The organism is Leucobacter manosquensis (genome assembly GCF_018304845.1).
GTDB lineage: Bacteria > Actinomycetota > Actinomycetes > Actinomycetales > Microbacteriaceae > Leucobacter > Leucobacter alluvii.
On sequence record NZ_JAFEVO010000001.1, the window covers coordinates 2953626 to 2972108 of the forward strand.

Here is an 18483-nt window from a genome sequence, read left to right on the forward strand (position 1 = left end):
GAGGAATCCATGCACCCCACCATTTTTGAAACCCGCACGCCCGACACGAAAGTGATCGACGACTCGCTCGCCGACACGAAGTTCTCCTGCTTCTGGACGGATGACGTGGAGGCGCAGGCTCCGAGGCACCCCGAGCTCAGCGGAGACCAGCAGGTCGACGACGCCGTGGTCGGAGGTGGATTCTCCGGGCTGTGGACGGCGATCAAGCTGAAGACCGAGCACCCGGATCGCCGTGTCGTGCTCATCGAGGCGGTTCGGGTCGGCTGGGCGGCCTCCGGTCGCAACGGCGGGTTCTGCGAGGCGAGCATCACGCACGGCGAGCCCAACGCGGAATCGCGGTGGCCGAACGAGACGGGCACGCTCCGTCGCATCGGCTACGAGAACCTCGACGCGATCGAGCGCTTCGTGAACGAGCACAATCTCGATGTCGACTTCGAGCGCAACGGCGCCCTGTCGGTGGCGAACGAGGCCTACCAGCTCGACTGGCTCGGCGAGAGCGAGGACGAGCACGTCGTCACCCTCGATCAGGAAGCCGTGCAGCGGCGCATCGCCTCGCCGACCTTCCTCGGCGGTGAGTTCTCGCCGAGCGAGAATGCGAACATCCATCCCGCGAAACTCGCGCTCGAACTCGCACGGCACGCCGCCTCGATCGGCGTCGAGATCTACGAGGGCTCCCCGGTGGAGAAGCTCGAGGGTTCTGCCGAAGAGCCGATTCGCCTGACCATCGCGAACGGCAGCGCCGTCGTCGCAGAGCGCGTCGCGCTGTGCACCAACGTGTTCCCGTCACTGTTGAAGCGCTACCGCTTCCACACGATTCCGGTCTACGACTACGTGCTGATGACGGAGCCGCTCACCGACGAGCAGTTGGCGTCGATCGGATGGGAGGGGCGAGAGGGGCTCTCAGACCTCGCGAACCAGTTCCACTACTCGAGGCTCACGAAGGACAACCGCATTCTCTGGGGAGGCTACGACGCGGTGTATCACGCGGGCGGCCGCATCAAGCGGGAGTACGAAGACCGCATGGAGAGCCATCGGAAGCTCGCGAGTCACTTCTTCACGACGTTCCCCCAGCTCGCAGGCGTCAAGTTCTCCCATCGGTGGGCCGGAGCGATCGACTCGAGCACCCGGTTCTGCGCGTTCTTCGGGCAGGCGCACGGCGGCAGGGTGCAGTACGTGTCCGGATTCACCGGCCTCGGCGTGGGCGCGACGCACTTCGCCGCGGACGTCATGGTGGATCGCTTCGAGGGCCGCGTCACTGAGCGCACCGAGCTCGAGATGGTGAAGCAGATGCCGCTGCCCTTCCCGCCGGAGCCGGCGGCGTCGATCGGCGTCAACCTCTTCCGCTGGTCCTTCGACCGCGCCGACCACAACGGCGGCAAGCGGAATCTCTTCCTGAAGACGATGGACGCCGTCGGATTCGGATTCGACTCGTGAACGCGCTGCTTCCCGACGGCCGCAACGTCTCCGTGCAGGGTGCCCGGGTCGATATCGCACTCGATCCGGTTGACGCCGAAGACACCGTGGCAGGCAGCCCGAAACAGGGCATCGCGGAGCTCGGGCTCATCGGCGACGCGGAGCTCGGCATCTGGGAGCTCCGCGGCGGAACCGTCACCGACACCGAGGTCGACGAGATCTTCGTCGTGCTGAGCGGCGGCGCTTCGATCGAGCTGCTCGAGGTGCCCGGTTCGCCGGAGGAGTCCGGTCGCGTCGTCGAGGTGGCCGCAGGAGACGTCATGCGGCTCGTCGCTGGAACGCGGACGCGTTGGACGGTCGCCGACCACATTCGCAAGGTGTACGTCGCCGCCGGGTCGGACGCGTAGGGGAACCCCGGTCCATGGAAAGCTGAGCGCTCGCTGAGCACTAGGATATGTGCTTGGCTGTGCGCTCGAAGGGGTGGCCGTGCGGCTCTTCGCGATCCGGAACCCCTGAGGAGCCCCGATGGCATTGACCTGGAAGCAGCACGGAGACGGCACGCATGTCGCCCCGGAAGCGATCGTCCTCCCCGAGGAGCGGTTGAGCTGGCTGCGTACCATCGGGTTCGGAGCGCAGCACGTCGTCGCCATGTTCGGCGCCACGTTCCTGGTGCCGCTGCTGACTGGTTTCAGCCCCACCGCCACGCTCTTCTTCTCAGGGCTGGGCACGCTGCTCTTCCTGCTGATCACCGGTAATCGCCTGCCGAGCTACCTCGGCTCCTCGTTCGCGTTCATCGCGCCGATTCTCGCCGCGACCGCCGGCGGCGATCCCGAGAATCCGGATCTCGGCCGGGCATCGTTCGGCATCCTCGCCATCGGCGTGCTCATGGCCATCGTCGGACTGATCGTGCACCGCTTCGGTTCTCGATGGATCAACGCGCTGATGCCGCCGGTGGTGATGGGAGCCATCGTCGCCCTCATCGGCTTCAACCTCGCGCCCGCCGTGAAGAACAACTGGAACGCCACAGAGCTCTCCGGGTGGGTGGCGCTCATCACGATCACCGCGGTGCTGCTCATCACGGTGCTGTTCCGCGGGCTGCTCGGCCGTCTCTCCATCGTGCTCGGCATGGTCGTCGGCTACGTCGCTGCGGCCCTCATGGGGGAGATCGACTTCTCGAAGGTCGGCGATGCCCCGTGGCTCGGTCTGCCGTCGTTCCATGCGGTCGGCAACCCGTTCGCCGATCCGACGCTCTGGGGCCTGCTCCCAGCGTTCCTGCCGGTCGTGCTCGTGCTGATCGCGGAGAACGTCGGCCACGTCAAGAGTGTCGGGCTCATGGTGAAACGGGATCTCGATCCGCTCACCGGGCGCGCGCTGCTCGCCGACGGGGTGTCGACGATGCTGGCCGGGTTCGGGGGAGGATCTGGCACGACCACGTACGGCGAGAACATCGGCGTCATGGCCGCCACGCGCGTCTACTCCACTGCCGCCTACTGGGTCGCCGGGCTCTTCGCGGTGCTGCTGAGCTTCTCTCCGAAGGTCGGAGAGCTCATCTTCTCGGTGCCCTCCGGTGTGCTCGCCGGTGTGACGGTCGCGCTCTACGGCCTCATCGGCCTCATCGGAGTGAAGATCTGGATCGATAACGGCGTCGACTTCTCGAAGCCGATCAATCAGTTCTCGGCCGCAGTGCCCCTCATCGTCGGGATCGCGGACTTCACCCTCCAGGTCGGGTCGGTGCTCTTCAACGGCATCGCGCTCGGAACGATCGCCGCTGTGGCCGTCTACCACCTCATGCGCGGGCTCGCGAAGCTGCGCGGCGGTGAAGTGCAGGTGGCTGATCCTGTCGTGACGGGCGCAACGCGCGACTGAGACGGCGACGCGCCGCGAAACTCCGGGGAATCAGCGCGGATTCCCGGGAGTTCTGCGTAGGGTGGCGGTGTGTGGAGTGTAGATCGGTTACGGCGACCTGAAAAGGGCCGCGGCGCGGAGAGCGCCGAGTCATCTTCCACGCGCGCGAACGGCGTGGACTCGGAAGCGGCGGCGCAGACGCAGAACGTCGCGGAGCAGCCGGTGAACGAGGGCGCGCTCGCCAAGGCGCCTTCCCCGGCGCCCCGTGATGAGCCCGACCTCGCAGCCGAGCTGAGCGGACCGGTATCGCTCGTCGACGTGTACGCCGACGAGCACGCCGACTGGCGGCGCGAGCTCGCCAGCATCGGCGGGAAGAACGCCCTGCTGCACTTCGATGATCGACCGTTCAACCGCATCGAGCTCTCGACGACCCACCCCGGCGGGCTCCCGCAGTTCATCACGGGCAATAAGATCCTCCTCTCCGCGCTCATCCGTGACGATCTCGCCCTGCGGCACGCCCGCAAGGCCGCCGGCCGAGTCACCGACAAGGCGATCGAGATGCGCACCGTCCGTGGGCTCGAGACCGTCAACCTGGGTGTCGGGATCGCGAAGTGGGAATTCGAGGGCGAAGAGTTCTGCGCGCCGGTGCTGCTGCGCCCGCTCGCCATCCGCCGCTACGGTCGTGACTTCGAGCTCAAGCTGAAGCAGTTCCCCGTGGTGAACTCCGAGTTGATCCGCGCGATGCGCGAGCAGTTCGGCATCAGCGTCGATGCGCGCTCCCTCATCGAGCTGTCGCAGTCGGAGGGCGTCTTCAAGCCCCAGCCCGTGATCGATCGGTTGCGGCAGATGGCGGCCGGGGTGCCGGGGTTCGTGGTGCAGCCGCGCCTCGTCGTCTCGTCGTTCCACAATGTCGCCCAGTCGATGGTGGCCGACGCGAAGGACCTGACGTCACCCGTGCTCGCTGCGGTCTGCGGGAACGAACCGGCGAAACGTCAGCTCGCCGCGACCTATCGTCCCGTCTCGGCGACGCCGCCCGATGAGCGGTCGCCCGATACTGATCGGACCCTCTACGACGCTGACGCGGAGCAGGACGATGTGCTCGCGCAGATCGACGCCGGCCATTCGCTCGTCGTGCACACTCTCCCGGGCACCGGCGGCACGCAGACCGTCGTGAACGCGATCGGCAACCTCGTGCGCGCTGGCAAGCGCGTGCTCGTCGTCTCCCCGCGGCGCGCGACGCTCGACGGCATCACGCACCGGTTGGCCCGTGTGGGTCTCGCGGGTCTCTCGGTCAGCCCGCGCCGTCTGCGGCGCAATCTGGTCGAGTCGATCAGCCGGAACGAGAACGCCCGAACTGAGCAACTGCGCGACGTCGATGAAGCACTGGTGCGACTGCGCGGCGTGCTGCTCGACTATCAGACGGCGCTCTCCACACCCGACGAGCGCTTCGGCGTCTCGCCGCTCGACGCGCTGCGCAGGCTCACCGCCCTGTCGCTCGAGGAGCGGCCGCCGAGTACGACGGTGCGGCTCGACGACCAGGCCCTCGGCCAGCTCACCCTCGATCGATCCTCGGTCGCCGAAGCGCTCACCGAGGTCGCCCGATTGGGGCAGTTCCAGTACGGCCCGGAGGATTCGCCCTGGTACGGCGTCAGCTTCAGCACGACCGAGGAGGCGCGCTCGGCCTACGGCACGGCGGTGGATCTCGCCGAGTCCCAGCTGCCGCGTCTGATCTCGATGTCGAACGAGCTCATCGGCCAGACGTCGATGCGCCCGTACGAGACGATCGCCGAGCTCGGCGTCTATCTCCGGTTGCTCATGGGCATCCGGGAGACCCTCGACCGCTTCACTCCCGAGGTGTACGACCGGTCGCTCACCGAGGTCATCGCCGCGCACGCCCCGCGGGGGGATGACGAGATGTCGGCGGCGAACAAGCGACGGCTCCGCAAGCTCGCCCGCGAGTACGTGCGACCCGGGGTGCACATCTCCGACATGTACTCGCGACTCGTGCAGATCCAGCAGCAGCGCGTGCTCTGGCAGCGATACACGACGGTGGTCGGAGCCCGCCCGGAGGTTCCCCTCGGCATCTCGGATGTCGTCGTCGCCTTCCAGTCGGCGTACCAAGATCTCGACGCGCTCGATCGCGTGCTCGGCACCACGGCGGACGCCGATCGGCTGAAGACGCAGTCCCTCGCCCGGCTCGCGAGCCGCATTTCGGATCTCGCCCGCGAGTCCGAGGTGCTGCAGAACATCCAGGAGCGCACCGCCATCGTCGAGCGCATGCGTTCGGCGCACCTCGAGCCCCTCCTCGACGACCTCTCAGCGCGCCACGTGCCAGCTGAAGACGTCGCCGACGAGCTCGAACTGGCCTGGTGGCAATCCGCGCTCGAACGCATGTTGCAGAGCAATGAGGCGTTGCTGAGCGCGAACACGAGCGTCATCGAACGACTCGAGGCCGACTTCCGCCTCGTCGACGACGCGCACGCGGGAGCGAACGGTGCGCTGCTCGCAGCCTCGCTCGCCGACTCGTGGCGCATCGCGGTGCTCGACTTCAAGCAGGAGGCTCTCGCGATGCGGGAGGCGCTGCGCAGCGGATACGTCTCGCCGCAGTCGCTCGCCCAGCGGGCTCCCAACCTGCTCGGCGTGCTCGCCCCCGTGTGGACGATGTCGCCGTACGAGGTCGCCATGCTGCCCGACTCGATGCGCTTCGACGCCGCGGTGGTGGTCGATGCTGGAGCGACGACGCTCGCCGAGAACCTCGGCGCCATTCGACGCGCGGACCAGGTCATCGCCTTCGGCGACACCATGACGCAGACGCCCTCGCACTTCGACATCGCCGTGGGCGCGTCGGATGAAGAGCGCGAAGCGGTCGACGCCGACGCACTGCACCGCAGCTCGGCATTCGCGCAGCTCGGCGAGGTGCTGCCGACCCTGACGCTCACCCGCAGTTATCGGGCCGGCGGCGAAGACCTCACGAACCTGGTGAACAGCCGCTTCTACGGCGGGGCGATTCAGTCGCTGCCCTGGGCCGGAAGCTTCCTCAACCACTCGAGCCTGACGTACGAGTTCGTGCGCGGCGGCCAGGGGCTCCCCGATCAGCAGACCGGCGCGGTCGAGAGTACCGACGCCGAGGTCGAACGCGTGGTGCAGCTGGTGCTGCAGCACGCGAGCGACCGCTCGGGCGAGTCGCTGATGGTCATCACTGCGAGCGAGCGGCATGCGGTGCGGGTGTATCAGGCCGTGCTGCAGGCTTTCTCGAAGTTCCCGCAGTATCGCGACTTCCTGCTCGGCGAGCGCGCAGAGCCGTTCGCAGTGCTCACGCTCGAGCAGGCGACGGCGCAGAGTCGCGATCGCGTGATCTTCTCCATCGGCTTCGGGCGCACGCCCCACGGGCGCGTGCTGTCGAACTTCGGCGGCCTCGGTCGCCCGGGCGGCGAGCGCCTGCTCGCGGTCGCCATGACCCGCGCGCGTCGTGCGATGACGATCGTCAGCTGCTTCAAGCCGGAGGACCTCGATCGCGCACGCATCAAGCACGGGGTCGTCGAACTCGCGGAGCTCCTGGCCTTCGAGCACCCGGAGCCGGAGGCGCCGTCACTGCCCGCCGAGCGGGATCCGATGCTCGGGGAGCTCGCCGATCGGCTCGCAGCGCTCGGGTTGACCGTCGCGATGGACTACCGCGGAGCCATTCCGCTCGCGGCGTCGCTCGAGGATCGCGCGATCGCGATCGACCTCGACCTCGGTGCCGCCGGCGACTACCGGGGTGACAGCCTCCGCGACACGCTGAGGCTGCGACCTGCGGTGCTCCGTCGTCTGGGCTGGCACTACCACCGCGTGCAGAGCTTCGATCTCTTCGCCGATCCCGACGAGGTCGCGCTGCGCATCGCGCGTATCGTCGGGTACGACGCGGGGGAGGGCGCAGCCGGATCCGATCGCGCATGAGCGCGAACGGAGGGGAGCCGCCGCGTGAGCGCCGCTCTCGTCGCGCCAGTCGGCCCGCTGCGCCCGGCGTCGATCAGCATCCGTCGCAGCACCCGCTCGACGGGCGCGCTGCTGAGGACCTGCCGGAGGGCTGGGGCGAGCCCGGCGCGCGCGGTGCCGGAACACGATCGGCGCGCGACGAGGCGCTCAGCCGAGATCGGCCGCCCCACTGGGGGTAGCCGATCGGCTCAGTTGGACGACGACCCGGCGGACGATCCGCTGGAGGAGGAGCCCGACTTCGCTCCCGAGCCCGACTTCGACCCGGAGTCGGACTTCGACCCTGAAGACTTCGAAGCCGATCCTGCGCCGGAGTCCGATGAGCTGCCGGAAGACCGGGAATCGGTGCGATAGAACCCGGAGCCGTTGAAGGTCACTCCGAGCGAACCGAACACCTTGCGCAGCGTGCCCCCGCACTCGGGGCACTCGGTCAGCGATGCGTCGGAGAACGCCTGATAGATATCGAAGGCGTGGCCGCATTCAGAGCAGCGATAAGCGTACGTAGGCACAAGCACCAATGATACCTCTTCGCGCTCGCCCGAGCGCCGAGCCAGCACGGTTCCGCGGACGCGGGCCTACACCTCTCGCTGGTCTGTGAAACGCAGGATGCGCGTCGGTGTGACCGCACCGGCGACGGGCACGTCGTGGGCATCTCGGGGAAGGGACGGATACACGTCCTCGTCGTCGACGACCGCGTAGACCGGTGGGCGACGATGCAGCGTCGCGAGCATCCGGTCGTAGTACCCGAGACCCCACCCCAGACGGGTCCCGCTCGCGTCGACCGCGCACGCGGGAACGAGCAGCAGATCGACGGCGCCCGCCGCCTCGGTGCCGAGTCTGGGGCCCTCGGGTTCGAGGATTCCGTGCCGACCCTCGATCCGGGCGCCCGTGTCGATCGCCCACTCGATGCGATGACCTGGCAGCGCCACCGGGAGCAGCACGCGCACGCCCGCGTGCGACGCCCACTCCAAGAACCCGCCGATGTCGGGCTCGCTGCCGAGCGGCACGTAGGCGGTCACCGATCGTGCGCCGAAGTCGGAGACCAGGTCGACGAGCTGCCCGGCGAGCGCGTCGCGCCGCCGCTCGCGTTCGCGTGGAGACGCCGAGGCGCGTCGGGCGCGAACTTCTGCTCGCACCGCGATCTTCTCCGAGCGCCCCTGCTGAGACATAGCACTCAGCATAGGTCTGAGGCGAGCCCACCGGCACGACTTTGCCGCCTCGGGTGCGGAGGATAGGCTGACCTCATGACTGACACGCAGGTGAAGCACAGCCGTTCGGTGACGAAGGCCGTTGTGCCGGCCGCAGGGCTCGGCACCCGTTTCCTCCCGGCCACGAAGGCCATGCCGAAGGAGATGCTGCCGATCGTCGACAAGCCGGCGATTCAGTACGTGGTCGAAGAAGCTGCGTCGGCCGGGCTGGGCGATGTGCTGATCATCACGGGCCGGAACAAGGACAACCTGCTCAACCACTTCGACAGCGTTCCCGAGCTCGAGTACTCGCTCGAGCGCAAGGGCGACGAGGGCAAGCTCGACAAGGTGCGCGAGTCGAGCGAGGTCGCTGAGGTGCACTTCCTGCGTCAGGGGCAGCCCCTCGGGCTCGGTCACGCAGTCGGCCGTGCGCGCTGCCACGTCGGCGACGAGTCCTTCGCTGTGCTGCTCGGCGATGACCTCATCGATCCGCGCGACCCGCTGCTCGACCGCATGATCGCAGAGCACGACTCCCGCGGCGCCACGGTCATCGCGCTCATGGAGGTTCCGCGCGAGTCGGTGCATCTGTACGGGTGCGCAGCGGTCGAGACCACGGACGATCCCGACGTCGTGCGCATCACGGGGCTCATCGAGAAGCCCTCCGCCGAGGAGGCGCCGTCGAACCTCGCCATCATCGGACGGTATGTGCTGCGGCCCGAGATCTTCGACGTCATCGATGAGCTGCCGCCGGGGCGCGGCGGCGAGATCCAGCTCACCGACGCGCTGAACTATCTGGCGGAGGGCAAGGGCGACGGCCCCGTCTACGGTGTGATCTTCCGCGGGCGGCGCTACGACACCGGCGACCGCGCCGATTGGATCAAGGCGAACGTGTTGCTCGGCGTCGACCACGAAGAGCTCGGCGACGAGATCACCGAGTGGGTCATCGGCTTCGCGGACCGCCTCCGCGAGCAGCGCTCCGAGGGCTGACCGAGGTGCCGCTCGGCCGCGAGATCGACGACCCGGGGCTGCTCGCGTCGGGTCGCGTGGCCGTGCGGATCATCCGCTGGGCGGATGCGGAGCCGCTGCGCAGGCTCCTCACCGACAACCGCTCCTGGCTGCAGCGGTGGGAGGCGACGCACCCATCAGGTCGCAGCTTCGTTCCGGGTTCCGTGTCGATGCGGCCGATGATCCGCACCCTGCGCAGGCAGTTGCGAGCCGGAAGCGGCATGCCCTTCGTGATCCTCTACGACGGCGTCGTCGTCGGGCAACTCAGCGTGTCCGAGATCAGCGGCGGAGCACTGCAGTCGTCGCAGCTCGGCTATTGGGTCTCGGAGCACGTCGCCGGTCGGGGCGTCACCACGACGGCTGTGGCGCTCGTGATCGATCATCTCTTCTCCGCTCTCGGCCTGCATCGCGTCGAAGTGTGCATCCGGCCTGAGAACGACCCATCGCTCCGGGTCGTCGAGAAGCTGGGGCTGCGTCGCGAAGGGCGCAGGGAATCGTACATACACATCGATGGGGCCTGGCGCGATCACGACGTCTTCGTCGCTCTGCGAAGCGATGCGAGCGCTGGCTACGTCGCGAGGGTATCCCGGGACTGAGCGCTCCGGCGCCGCATTCGCGGTGGCATCGCAGCATCGCGGCGCGCCGATGACAGCGCCTCGCGCGGACGCCGTACAGTGATCCCCATGACTGGCGGCGTACTGGGCGGAGGCGTGATCTTCGTGATCGCCGCGCTCCTGTGGGGCGCCGTGCTGGTTCCCAACTGGGCACGACGGCGCGAGTTCCGCGCGGCCGAGAAGAATGCGCTGAGGCTCCAGCGCACCCTTCGCCTGCTGGCGGAGACCTCTGAGGTGCCGCAAGAGGTGCGTCTCGAGGCCACAGCGCGGGAGGCGCTCGCGCATGAACGCATGCTGCGAAGCGCGCAGAAGCGTCAAGATGCCGAGCGACGAGCCGCTCTGGCAGAAGCGGAGGCAGAACAGGTGCGTGCAGAGATTCGAGCCCGACAGATGCAGCGCAAGCAGGCGGCAGCCGAACGTGCGGCGAAGCTGCGGAAACCGGTGGCGCGGCGCGTGCGCGCGACCGCCGCTCTCGGGGCCCTGCTCGGGCTCATCGGGCTGCTCGTCGGCGCCGGTTTCGCGATCGGTGGAAGCGGGCCCTCGATGTTGATCGGTTCGGCCGCACTCTTCGCCGCTTCGAGCGGTGCGCTCGTGCTTCTCGCTCCCGGTCGAGCACGAGTGCAGGCGGTTCCCGCCGAGCAGGTGACCACGGCGATCGCGACAGCAGTGGTGGAATCCGCGCCGCAACTCGTCGAGGCGCCGGACCCCGCGCATGCGGCGGCCGCTGCGACGGCGCACGCGGAAGCTCAGCGCGCGGCCGCGGAGCGCATCGAACTCGCCCGTGCTCGGGCCCGCGCTCGTGCGGAGCGCCCCGCGCCGCAGGAGAACCAGACGGATTCGATGCTGCTGCGCGAAGTGCGCAAGCAGCTCGCTCAGGCCGCAGAGACGCCGGTCGATCCTCGTGCCGCTGCAGCGTCGGCTGCGGCTGAAGAGCAGGCGCGCCAGCAGGCGCAGGCCGCTGAGGACGCGCGCCTGCGGGAGCAGGCCAGGCAGCGCGAACTGCGCGCCCAGCAGCAGGAGGCGAGCCAGCGACTCCGCAACATGGGCGTGGTGGGCGATACTGCCACCGGCATGCCCGATCTCGACGCCGTGCTTCGCCGTCGCCGCAACGCCGGTTGAGACACCCGTCGGCTCGCTCAGTGGTCAGTCGGCAACCTGCACCGAGCTCAGAACTTTGGCCGACTCCCCGTTCGTTCAGGTCGCGTCGAGCGCTTCGCACACGTCCATGAGCAAGCGCGTCTGCTCAGCATGCGCAGCATCGTCGTCGGGCCTGGGCCACGACGAGAGCTTCACGATGACGCTGTCACACGGCGGATCGAGCCAGAGGTGCTGGCCGTGGATCCCGATCGCGGCGATGTTGCCGCGAGAGTTTCCGGTGCACCACCACTGCCGGGTGTAGCTGCCGCCGGGAAACGCCGCCGTCCATCCACTCGGTGCCATCGCCGTCGCCGATCCGCCGGCGAGCAGCGCGTCCGTCCACTCGCCCGGAACAACGCGGCCTCCTGGAGCGAGACCGCGGTCGAGGATCATGCGACCCACGCGGGCGAGGTCGCGCGCGGTGCACGAGACGCCGGCGTTGGCGTATCCGAAGCCCGTCGCGTCGACGGTGATCGACGCATCGCGATCCGCCCCGATCCTCGCCCAGAGGTACTGGGAGAGGGCCTGCGGATACCTCAGCCCGCTCGCCCGCTCGACGATCCATGCGAGTACATCCGTCGATGCTGAGCAGTACTGAAACTCGCCGACGGCGCCGAGCCCTCGCAGTGTCCTCAGGAAGGCGCGGTCGTGCGCCGGGTCGTTCGGCTGCCTGCTGCGCCACCCTGAAGCGCGATCGTGCGTCTGCACCTCTGACCGTGGGTCGAGGTAGTTCTCGGAGTAGTCGATCGATATCTCCATGTCGAGCAGCTGCTGCACACTGGGCCCGTCGAACACCGAACCGCAGAGCTCGGGCACATACGCGGTGATCGGAGCCGCGGTGTCGATGCGCCCTTCGCCCACGAGCGCGCCGACGACGGTGCTGCACAACGACTTCGAAACACTCATGAGCAGGTGCGGGGCGTCGACCGAGTGCCCGGAACGGGCGTATTCGACGGTCGCCTCAGCGCCTCGGAGTACGAGGAACGCGTCGGTGTGCGTCGCCTCGAGCCGTGCGCGCAGGCCCGGCACGAGCGCTTCCAGCGCTTCGAGCCCCTGCCCCCGTCCGTGCTCAGGCCGGCGCTCGGCGATGCGGGATATGGGAGCGGTCGGCAGGAGCTCGGACAGGTGCGCGAATGACCAGGGCTGATGCGGTGCATCCTGCCACGTGTCGAGCGTCGGCCGTGCTTCGCACGGGTCGACGGTGCGGCGGCACTCGGCGTCGTCCCCGCTCACGCGTTCGCTCCCCGCTTGATCGAGCGACCGGCGAACACCCAGTAGAGCGCGGCCGACACGAGCATGCCGGCCGGTACCGACAGGTCGAGGTATCCGAGCGCCACCGCTATCGGCCCAGTCCACACGTCAGTCGAGATGCAGAGTGCCGCCGCTGTGCCGCCCGAGACCACCGCCAGGAGCCCGGGCATGCCGAATCCGCCGCGATACCAGAACGGCCCGCCGGGGCGTTCGTCGAAGAGCATCAGGCCGTCGTAGCGGCCCTGCCGCAGCACGATGTCGGCGACGTACACCGCCATGGTCGGGGCGGAGATGACGATGAGGAACTGGAGCATGAGGTTCACGGCACCGAGCAGGGTGGTCGACAGGACGAGCACGATTGTGAGCCCGGTCCCGAGCGCTCCGATGAGGATCGCGGAGGGGATGCGCCGGATCGGCACGCCGATGGATTGGAACGCCATGCTGGCCGTGTAGGTGGTCATCCCATTCAGCGCGACGGTGTTCACGATGACGCCGAGTACGAAGACCGGTCCCAGCCAACCGGGCAGCAACTCGAAGAGCACGTACTCGATTCCTTCCGAAGCCCCGTCCGGGGAGACCGTGGTGCCGAGCAGCGCGCCCACCGAAACGAAGACGGCGCTCGGCAGGGCGCCGCCGAGCGCCGTCGCGGCGATGATGCGCTTGGGGCTCGTGGTGGCCGGCAGGTAGCGCGCGAGGTCGGCGCTGTTCGAGTACGAGAGCGGTGTGGAGGCGAGGATCGCGAAGCCGATCGTGATGCTCGACCAGAGGGCCAGGCCCGTCAGCGGCTCCGGCTGCGCGTATCCGAAGTCGACCCGCGGCAGGATGCAGGCGGTCACGATGACGAACACGAGCAGGAGGCCGATCGTCACCCAGGTGTAGGAGCGGAGGATCAGTCCGTGGCCGAACACCGCGATGAGCACGGTGCAGGCCGAGACCGCGATGGAGACGAGGATCAGGGCGGCGAGGTGGTCTGGGAACCCCCAGCGCATGAGGAGCTCCGCGCCCATGAACGAGGAGGCGACCCAGTTGAGGGCGAGGAATACTCCCGAGATGAACCAGCCGTAGATCGCGATGACCGCCTTGTTGCCGCGGATCCCGTAGATCGCCCGCTGCACGACGGACCCGGAGGTGCCGGCGGCGGGCCCGCTGATCGCGACGACTCCCGGGAGCACCCAGAGCAGTTGCGCTGCGACGATGACGAGCAGCGCCTGCCAGATCTCGAGTCCCAGTACGAGCGTGAGCGTTGCGCCGATCGTGAAGTTGAGGACGCTGATGTTGGGGGCCGCCCACACCGTGAAGAGGTCGCGCGCCCGTCCGTGTCGCTCGGCGTGCGGCACGAGGTCGATGCCGCGTGTCTCAGGGCGGGAGGCGCGGTCGAGCTGCTGCGGCAGTGATGACGGTGGTGTCGGGGGCGATTTCGGCATTGAAATCCTCTTTCGATAGAAGGCGTTCGGCCACTATTGAAGCACACTTCAATAGCGCGTGGGGCACGCATCTCGTAGACTCCGAGGCATGGTGTCACCCGCGCGCGCAACGAGGACCCGTAAAGCGCCGACCGAACGACGTCAGCAGATTCTCGACCGAGCCGCGGAGATCGCGATCGCTCACGGCCTCGAATCGGTGACGCTCCGCGCGGTCGCCGAGCCGCTGGGCGTGCAGCCGAGCCTCGTGCACCACTACTTCTCGTCGTCCGAGGCACTCGTGATTGCGGCGTTCGAGCGAGCGATATCGATCGAGCGCACAACGCTCTTCGCGTCGGAGGGTGCGCCGACCCGACGCCTCGCGACGATGATCAGACGCGTCGAGAGCGGCGACGCCATCGACCTCGCCCGTTTCTGGCTCAACGCCCGCAACCTCTCGCGCTTCCGCCCCGAGCTGGCCAGAGCCGTCGCCGAGCAGGAGCGACTCGATCGGGATGAGCTCGTCGCGATCCTGCAGGCCGGTGTCGCCGCCGAGGAATTCACGTGCCCCGACCCCCTCGTCGCCTGCATCCGCATCTTCATCGCGATCGATGGCGTCGGCGCCTACGCGAACGACCTCGGCGACTTCGCGCATCCCGCCTTCGACCACTTCGTCACCGATGTGGCCGCCTGGGCCATCGGCCTCGCGCCCGACGTCCTCCGCGTGCACGTGGAAGCGGCCGAGTAACGGGCCGGACGCTGCGCTCGGGCTCCGTCCGAGCTGAGTCCTGAGCTCGATCTCGCGACGAGTCGCCGAACGCAGAAGAGTCTCGGCTCCACGAGGAAACCGAGACTCTGACCGGTGGATCTGAGGGGAATCGAACCCCTGACCTTCTCATTGCGAACGAGACGCGCTACCAACTGCGCCACAGACCCTGACAGCGATCGATTCTAGCAGGGGAGCGGGGCCTGGTGAAAATCGCGCGCCCGCGCGCCGTTACACTGTGCTCGTGTCTCTCGCGATCTGGCTCTCCCTGCTGGCGGCCACCGTCGTCATCTGCATCACTCCCGGGGCCGGAGCGATCAACACGATGTCGAACTCACTCGCGGTCGGATGGCGCCGGTCGATCTGGGGAGTGCTCGGGCAAGAGCTCGCGCTGCTCGTGCACATCGTCATCGTCGCCGCCGGGGTCGGGGTGCTCGTCGCCAGCACCCCAACACTCTTCAACGCGATTCGTTACGCGGGCGCTGCCTACCTCGTGTACCTCGGTCTCCGACTGATCTTCACGAAGCCCCAGCCTCCAGCCGCCGACTCGGAGGGGGCGCGGAAAGCGACGACGCGGATGGCGATGCTGCGCCGGGGATTCTGGGTGAATCTGCTGAATCCCAAAGCGATCGTATTCTTCTTGGCCTTCATCCCGCAGTTCATCAACACGGACGCACCGATCATGCCGCAGTACCTGATCCTCGTCGCGACCGCCGTGGGCGTCGACGTGATCGTGATGTGGGGCTTCTTCGCGGTGGCGGCCCGGCCCTTTCGCCGCTACACCGCGACCGCTCGGGGCCAGCGGGTGCTCAACGCAGTGTTCGGCAGCCTCTTCGTCGCCGTCGCGGCACTCCTCGTCTTCATCCACTGACGGAACGCGTGCGCTCCCGGCGAGCGCGAAGCTCGTGGCGCCGAGATGAGCCGGGCACCTCGAATCCGCTAAGCTATTCGGGTTGGCCCCTATAGCTCAGCGGTAGAGCTACGGACTTTTAATCCGCAGGTCGTAGGTTCGATCCCTACTGGGGGCACCACGTGCAAGAGCGCTCGTCGCGCGTCCGTGACCGGAGCCGGCTCGGCCGGAGCACGCAGAAAGGCCCTGCACTCCCGAAGAAGTGCAGGGCCGTTCTCGTCCGCTTCGACTACTTGTCGAAGACGTCCTTCGCAGAGTCCTTCGCGTTCGCGCCGGCCTGCTTCATATCGCCCTTGGCCTGATCGAGCTTGCCCTCGGCGACCTTGCTGTCGTCTCCGGTTGCCCGGCCAGCGGCCTCCTTGGCGTTGCCCTTCAGCTTGTCTCCTGCTGCGGAAATCTTGTCAGATGCACTCATGCAGTCCTCCTTCAGATGATGGGGCGCATTCCCTGTATCGGGAACATCTACTACGTTGCCATCCCGCCCGGGCGGCGCCCAGGGGGTTGCACTTCCGCCGTGAAGTGTGGATCATCGTGAGACCTCAATGGTACGCCCCGGGGTCGAGCGAGGGCTGTGCATCGTGCTGCGCGAAGCGGCGTAGACTCGCGAAGTCCGCGATGCGCACGCGCGCTTCCCGTCCCGACTGAACCGTGAAAGAGGCCGATGTCACGCAATCACCAGCGCCCTGTGTTGCAGCCGAGTTTCACCTTCGATTGGATCATCGGGTCCGACGAACCGGAGGCGGCGCGCCGGCTCGCCCAGGAGACCTCGTGGGCGCTGCTCGACCGTGTGCGCAGCGTCGCCGACCCCGATGTCGTCGAGCGAGTCGTCGGGCTCGCTTCGGGCACCGGGCTCGATGACATCGCCGAACTGTGGGCGGGCGAGAGCTCGCACTCGCTGGCGGGTGTGCTGTGGCGGCTGTACCTGCTGCGCCGCGTCGTCGACGCTGATCCCGAAGGATCAGCTGACCTCTTCCGCCGCGGCGCGGCAGCCACGGCGACGATCGATCCGGTGGTCGCTGGTGCAGCCGAGCCGGTGACCCCGGAGTCGATCGCCGGACTCTGCGACACCATCCTCCGCGGTGTCTTCGCCGGAGACCTAGGCGGCGCTCTCGAACGCTCGTCGAGCTATTGCCGCATCATGTCGCTCGCCGCCGCCGATCTCGCCGATACGCGCGATGTGCACGACGACGCGCACGCCTCGGAGCTCACGACCCGTTCCCTGCGCTACTCGACGTTCGCGAGCGACCTCCACGCCGGTGCGCGGCGCTGGCGCGACGGCACGCTCTCGTAACGGTGTGGGTGTCGAGAGGTACTCGCGGGCACGAGTGAAACGCGCGAGCACGAGGGAGCATTCGCCGACGATGGGGTCGCTCTCGGTGGGAATCCTCGTGTTCGCGCCGATGAGCAGCAGCAGCGCGTTCGCCCAGCGCAAACGGCACGCCCTCACGCGGAGCGCACGCTGCGCTAAACTGGTTCGTGCCGGGCCGCAGTAACCCCGGGCTCCAATTTTCGCCGCTTCGAGCGGCCTTCCGCCGAGAGGCGTTTCTGCGGCTCGGTCTTTTCATGCCCTGGCAAGGGCGGTCTGAAGCGCTCGCGTTCTCGATCCCGAAACATCGCTGTTCTCCTGCTCGAAATGCGCGCGTTCTAAGCTCGGATGCATGAGATCTCAGTACGCGCACGCAGACGGCATCAACTTCTCCACGCGCAAGTGGGTGCGGCCGGAAGACATGAACGCGAACGGTTCGCTCTTCGGGGGGAGCCTGCTGCGTTGGATCGACGAAGAGGCGGCGATCTACGCCATCATTCAGCTCGGCAACCCGCACGTCGTGACGAAGCTGATCTCGGAGATCAACTTCGAGGCGTCGGCGCGCGAGGGCGACCTCATCGAGATGGGACTGGTCGCGACCGAATTCGGCAGGACCTCGCTCACGATGCGGGCCGTGGTGCGAAATATGATCACACGCAAGACGATCCTGTCGATCGAGCGCATCGTGTTCGTCAACATCGGCCCAGAAGGGGTGCCGGTGCCGCACGGGTACACGGAGATCACCTACGATCGCGACCGCATGCCTCACGCCGATGAGATGCCGAACCGCGACGAGGACTGACCCCGATCAACGCAGCAGCCCCGGTGCGCGCCGAACACCGGCGTGCACCGGGGCTGCTGCCCGGCGGGCGAGTTACCCGAAGCGGCCCGAGACGTAGTCCTCGGTCGCCTGGACGGACGGCGTGGAGAAGATTGTCGAGGTGTCGTCGTACTCGATGAGCTTGCCCGGCTTGCCCGTGCCCGCGATGTTGAAGAACGCGGTGCGGTCGGAGACGCGCGAGGCCTGCTGCATGTTGTGGGTCACGATGACGATCGTGTACTCCTGCTTGAGCTGATCGATGAGATCCTCGATGGCGAGGGTCGAGATTGGGTCGAGCGCCGAGCAGGGCTCGTCCATGAGGAGCACCTCGGGTTCCACGGCGATGGCGCGTGCGATGCAGAGTCGCTGCTGCTGCCCGCCCGAGAGCCCTGAGCCCGGCTTGTCGAGGCGATCCTTCACCTCGTTCCAGAGGTTCGCGCCGACCAGCGACTTCTCGACGAGCGCTTCGGAGTCGCTCTTCGACATGCGGCGGTCGTTGAGGCGCACACCGGCGAGCACGTTGTCGCGGATCGACATGGTGGGGAAGGGGTTGGGGCGCTGGAACACCATGCCCACCTGGCGACGCACGAGCACGGGGTCGACGCCGGTGCCGTAGAGGTCCTCTCCGTCCAGCAGGACTTCGCCTTCGACGCGTGCGCCTGGGATGACCTCGTGCATGCGGTTGAGCGTGCGCAGGAAGGTCGACTTGCCGCAACCAGAGGGGCCGATGAACGCGGTGACGCTGCGGGGTTCGATGTTGATCGAGACATCCTCGACCGCCAGGAACTTCGAGTAGTAGACGTTGAGGTCTTTGACCTCGATGCGCTTCGACATGGTGATTCTTTCGTTCGGAGTCT

Annotated in this window: 17 protein-coding genes, 2 tRNA genes and 1 pseudogene; 13 read left to right on the plus strand and 7 right to left on the minus strand. The window is 67.8% G+C overall.

Annotation, left to right across the window (positions count from 1 at the left end):
- Positions 1-9: 9 nt before the first annotated feature.
- The 5 genes from JSQ98_RS13735 to JSQ98_RS15545 all read left to right on the plus strand — a co-directional run bounded on the left by JSQ98_RS13735 (position 10) and on the right by JSQ98_RS15545 (position 7584).
- Positions 10-1434 carry an NAD(P)/FAD-dependent oxidoreductase gene (locus tag JSQ98_RS13735; RefSeq protein ID WP_211650174.1) on the plus strand — a complete coding sequence of 475 codons (1425 nt, stop codon included), beginning with the start codon at positions 10-12 and terminating at the stop codon, positions 1432-1434.
- Complete coding sequence (locus JSQ98_RS13740) at positions 1431-1820, plus strand: cupin domain-containing protein (protein WP_211650175.1); 390 nt, start codon at positions 1431-1433, stop codon at positions 1818-1820. The genes JSQ98_RS13735 and JSQ98_RS13740 overlap by 4 nt, the downstream gene beginning before the upstream one ends.
- 118 nt (positions 1821-1938) lie before the next feature.
- Positions 1939-3279 carry a uracil-xanthine permease family protein gene (locus JSQ98_RS13745; RefSeq protein WP_090146907.1) on the plus strand — a complete coding sequence of 447 codons (1341 nt, stop codon included), beginning with the start codon at positions 1939-1941 and terminating at the stop codon, positions 3277-3279.
- A gap of 153 nt (positions 3280-3432) precedes the next feature.
- Positions 3433-7194, plus strand: coding sequence for an AAA family ATPase (locus tag JSQ98_RS13750; protein ID WP_211650176.1), 3762 nt, complete (start codon positions 3433-3435; stop codon positions 7192-7194).
- Positions 7195-7218: 24 nt separating this feature from the next.
- The gene (locus JSQ98_RS15545; RefSeq protein WP_430413607.1) at positions 7219-7584 is read left to right on the plus strand and encodes a hypothetical protein; all 366 of its coding nucleotides are present in this window, start codon (positions 7219-7221) and stop codon (positions 7582-7584) included.
- Between the two features lie 14 nt (positions 7585-7598).
- Here JSQ98_RS15545 and JSQ98_RS15550 read toward each other — a convergent pair.
- Positions 7599-7787: pseudogene (locus JSQ98_RS15550) on the minus strand (FmdB family zinc ribbon protein); the annotation flags it as partial.
- 18 nt (positions 7788-7805) lie between these two features.
- Positions 7806-8399, minus strand: coding sequence for a 5-formyltetrahydrofolate cyclo-ligase (locus tag JSQ98_RS13765; RefSeq protein WP_211650180.1), 594 nt, complete (start codon positions 8397-8399; stop codon positions 7806-7808).
- A 75-nt stretch (positions 8400-8474) separates the two neighbouring features.
- Between JSQ98_RS13765 and galU the strand changes: the two genes are divergently transcribed.
- From galU to JSQ98_RS13780, 3 genes are all read left to right on the plus strand, one after another.
- Complete coding sequence (galU, locus tag JSQ98_RS13770) at positions 8475-9404, plus strand: UTP--glucose-1-phosphate uridylyltransferase GalU (protein WP_090146916.1); 930 nt, start codon at positions 8475-8477, stop codon at positions 9402-9404.
- Positions 9405-9409: 5 nt separating this feature from the next.
- The gene (locus JSQ98_RS13775) at positions 9410-10018 is read left to right on the plus strand and encodes a GNAT family N-acetyltransferase (RefSeq protein ID WP_211650182.1); all 609 of its coding nucleotides are present in this window, start codon (positions 9410-9412) and stop codon (positions 10016-10018) included.
- 87 nt (positions 10019-10105) lie between these two features.
- Positions 10106-11155, plus strand: coding sequence for a hypothetical protein (locus JSQ98_RS13780; protein WP_200329935.1), 1050 nt, complete (start codon positions 10106-10108; stop codon positions 11153-11155).
- 75 nt (positions 11156-11230) lie between these two features.
- Here the strand turns inward: JSQ98_RS13780 and JSQ98_RS13785 are convergent, their stop codons facing one another.
- Both JSQ98_RS13785 and JSQ98_RS13790 read right to left on the minus strand, forming a co-directional pair.
- Entirely contained in the window at positions 11231-12406 is a 1176-nt protein-coding gene (locus tag JSQ98_RS13785) for a serine hydrolase domain-containing protein (protein ID WP_211650184.1), read from the minus strand.
- Positions 12403-13848 carry a purine-cytosine permease family protein gene (locus JSQ98_RS13790; RefSeq protein ID WP_200329931.1) on the minus strand — a complete coding sequence of 482 codons (1446 nt, stop codon included), beginning with the start codon at positions 13846-13848 and terminating at the stop codon, positions 12403-12405. The genes JSQ98_RS13785 and JSQ98_RS13790 overlap by 4 nt, the downstream gene beginning before the upstream one ends.
- A gap of 88 nt (positions 13849-13936) precedes the next feature.
- Here JSQ98_RS13790 and JSQ98_RS13795 point away from each other — a divergent pair, with 88 nt between their 5' ends.
- Positions 13937-14572: a TetR/AcrR family transcriptional regulator gene (locus JSQ98_RS13795; RefSeq protein WP_090146925.1), complete on the plus strand. Its 636-nt coding sequence runs from the start codon at positions 13937-13939 to the stop codon at positions 14570-14572.
- Positions 14573-14687: 115 nt separating this feature from the next.
- Here the strand turns inward: JSQ98_RS13795 and JSQ98_RS13800 are convergent.
- A tRNA-Ala gene (locus tag JSQ98_RS13800) sits at positions 14688-14760 on the minus strand.
- Positions 14761-14834: 74 nt separating this feature from the next.
- Between JSQ98_RS13800 and JSQ98_RS13805 the strand changes: the two genes are divergently transcribed.
- Positions 14835-15461, plus strand: coding sequence for a LysE family transporter (locus JSQ98_RS13805; RefSeq protein ID WP_211650186.1), 627 nt, complete (start codon positions 14835-14837; stop codon positions 15459-15461).
- Positions 15462-15546: 85 nt separating this feature from the next.
- Positions 15547-15621: transfer RNA gene (locus JSQ98_RS13810), tRNA-Lys, on the plus strand.
- A 108-nt stretch (positions 15622-15729) separates the two neighbouring features.
- Here the strand turns inward: JSQ98_RS13810 and JSQ98_RS13815 are convergent.
- Positions 15730-15915 carry a CsbD family protein gene (locus JSQ98_RS13815; RefSeq protein ID WP_090146928.1) on the minus strand — a complete coding sequence of 62 codons (186 nt, stop codon included), beginning with the start codon at positions 15913-15915 and terminating at the stop codon, positions 15730-15732.
- 246 nt (positions 15916-16161) lie between these two features.
- On the opposite strand from JSQ98_RS13815, the gene JSQ98_RS13820 reads away from it, so the two are divergent.
- Both JSQ98_RS13820 and JSQ98_RS13825 read left to right on the plus strand, forming a co-directional pair.
- A complete protein-coding gene (locus JSQ98_RS13820) occupies positions 16162-16791 on the plus strand; it encodes a hypothetical protein (RefSeq protein ID WP_211650188.1) in 630 nt (209 codons plus the stop codon).
- A 367-nt stretch (positions 16792-17158) separates the two neighbouring features.
- A complete protein-coding gene (locus JSQ98_RS13825; protein WP_090146932.1) occupies positions 17159-17608 on the plus strand; it encodes an acyl-CoA thioesterase in 450 nt (149 codons plus the stop codon).
- Positions 17609-17680: 72 nt separating this feature from the next.
- Here JSQ98_RS13825 and pstB read toward each other — a convergent pair whose 3' ends face one another.
- Positions 17681-18460, minus strand: coding sequence for a phosphate ABC transporter ATP-binding protein PstB (pstB, locus tag JSQ98_RS13830; RefSeq protein ID WP_211650190.1), 780 nt, complete (start codon positions 18458-18460; stop codon positions 17681-17683).
- Positions 18461-18483: the final 23 nt, after the last annotated feature.

What these genes read in the sequence shown, in the direction of transcription:
- JSQ98_RS13790 (WP_200329931.1), bottom strand. Translation starts at nt 13,848, where the DNA reads ATGCCGAAATCGCCCCCGACACCACCGTCATCACTGCCGCAGCAGCTC.
- JSQ98_RS13820 (WP_211650188.1), top strand. Translation starts at nt 16,162, where the DNA reads ATGTCACGCAATCACCAGCGCCCTGTGTTGCAGCCGAGTTTCACCTTC.
- galU (WP_090146916.1), top strand. Translation starts at nt 8,475, where the DNA reads ATGACTGACACGCAGGTGAAGCACAGCCGTTCGGTGACGAAGGCCGTT.
- JSQ98_RS13795 (WP_090146925.1), top strand. Translation starts at nt 13,937, where the DNA reads ATGGTGTCACCCGCGCGCGCAACGAGGACCCGTAAAGCGCCGACCGAA.
- JSQ98_RS13745 (WP_090146907.1), top strand. Translation starts at nt 1,939, where the DNA reads ATGGCATTGACCTGGAAGCAGCACGGAGACGGCACGCATGTCGCCCCG.
- JSQ98_RS13735 (WP_211650174.1), top strand. Translation starts at nt 10, where the DNA reads ATGCACCCCACCATTTTTGAAACCCGCACGCCCGACACGAAAGTGATC.
- JSQ98_RS13815 (WP_090146928.1), bottom strand. Translation starts at nt 15,915, where the DNA reads ATGAGTGCATCTGACAAGATTTCCGCAGCAGGAGACAAGCTGAAGGGC.
- JSQ98_RS13825 (WP_090146932.1), top strand. Translation starts at nt 17,159, where the DNA reads ATGAGATCTCAGTACGCGCACGCAGACGGCATCAACTTCTCCACGCGC.
- pstB (WP_211650190.1), bottom strand. Translation starts at nt 18,460, where the DNA reads ATGTCGAAGCGCATCGAGGTCAAAGACCTCAACGTCTACTACTCGAAG.
- JSQ98_RS13780 (WP_200329935.1), top strand. Translation starts at nt 10,106, where the DNA reads ATGACTGGCGGCGTACTGGGCGGAGGCGTGATCTTCGTGATCGCCGCG.
- JSQ98_RS13765 (WP_211650180.1), bottom strand. Translation starts at nt 8,399, where the DNA reads ATGTCTCAGCAGGGGCGCTCGGAGAAGATCGCGGTGCGAGCAGAAGTT.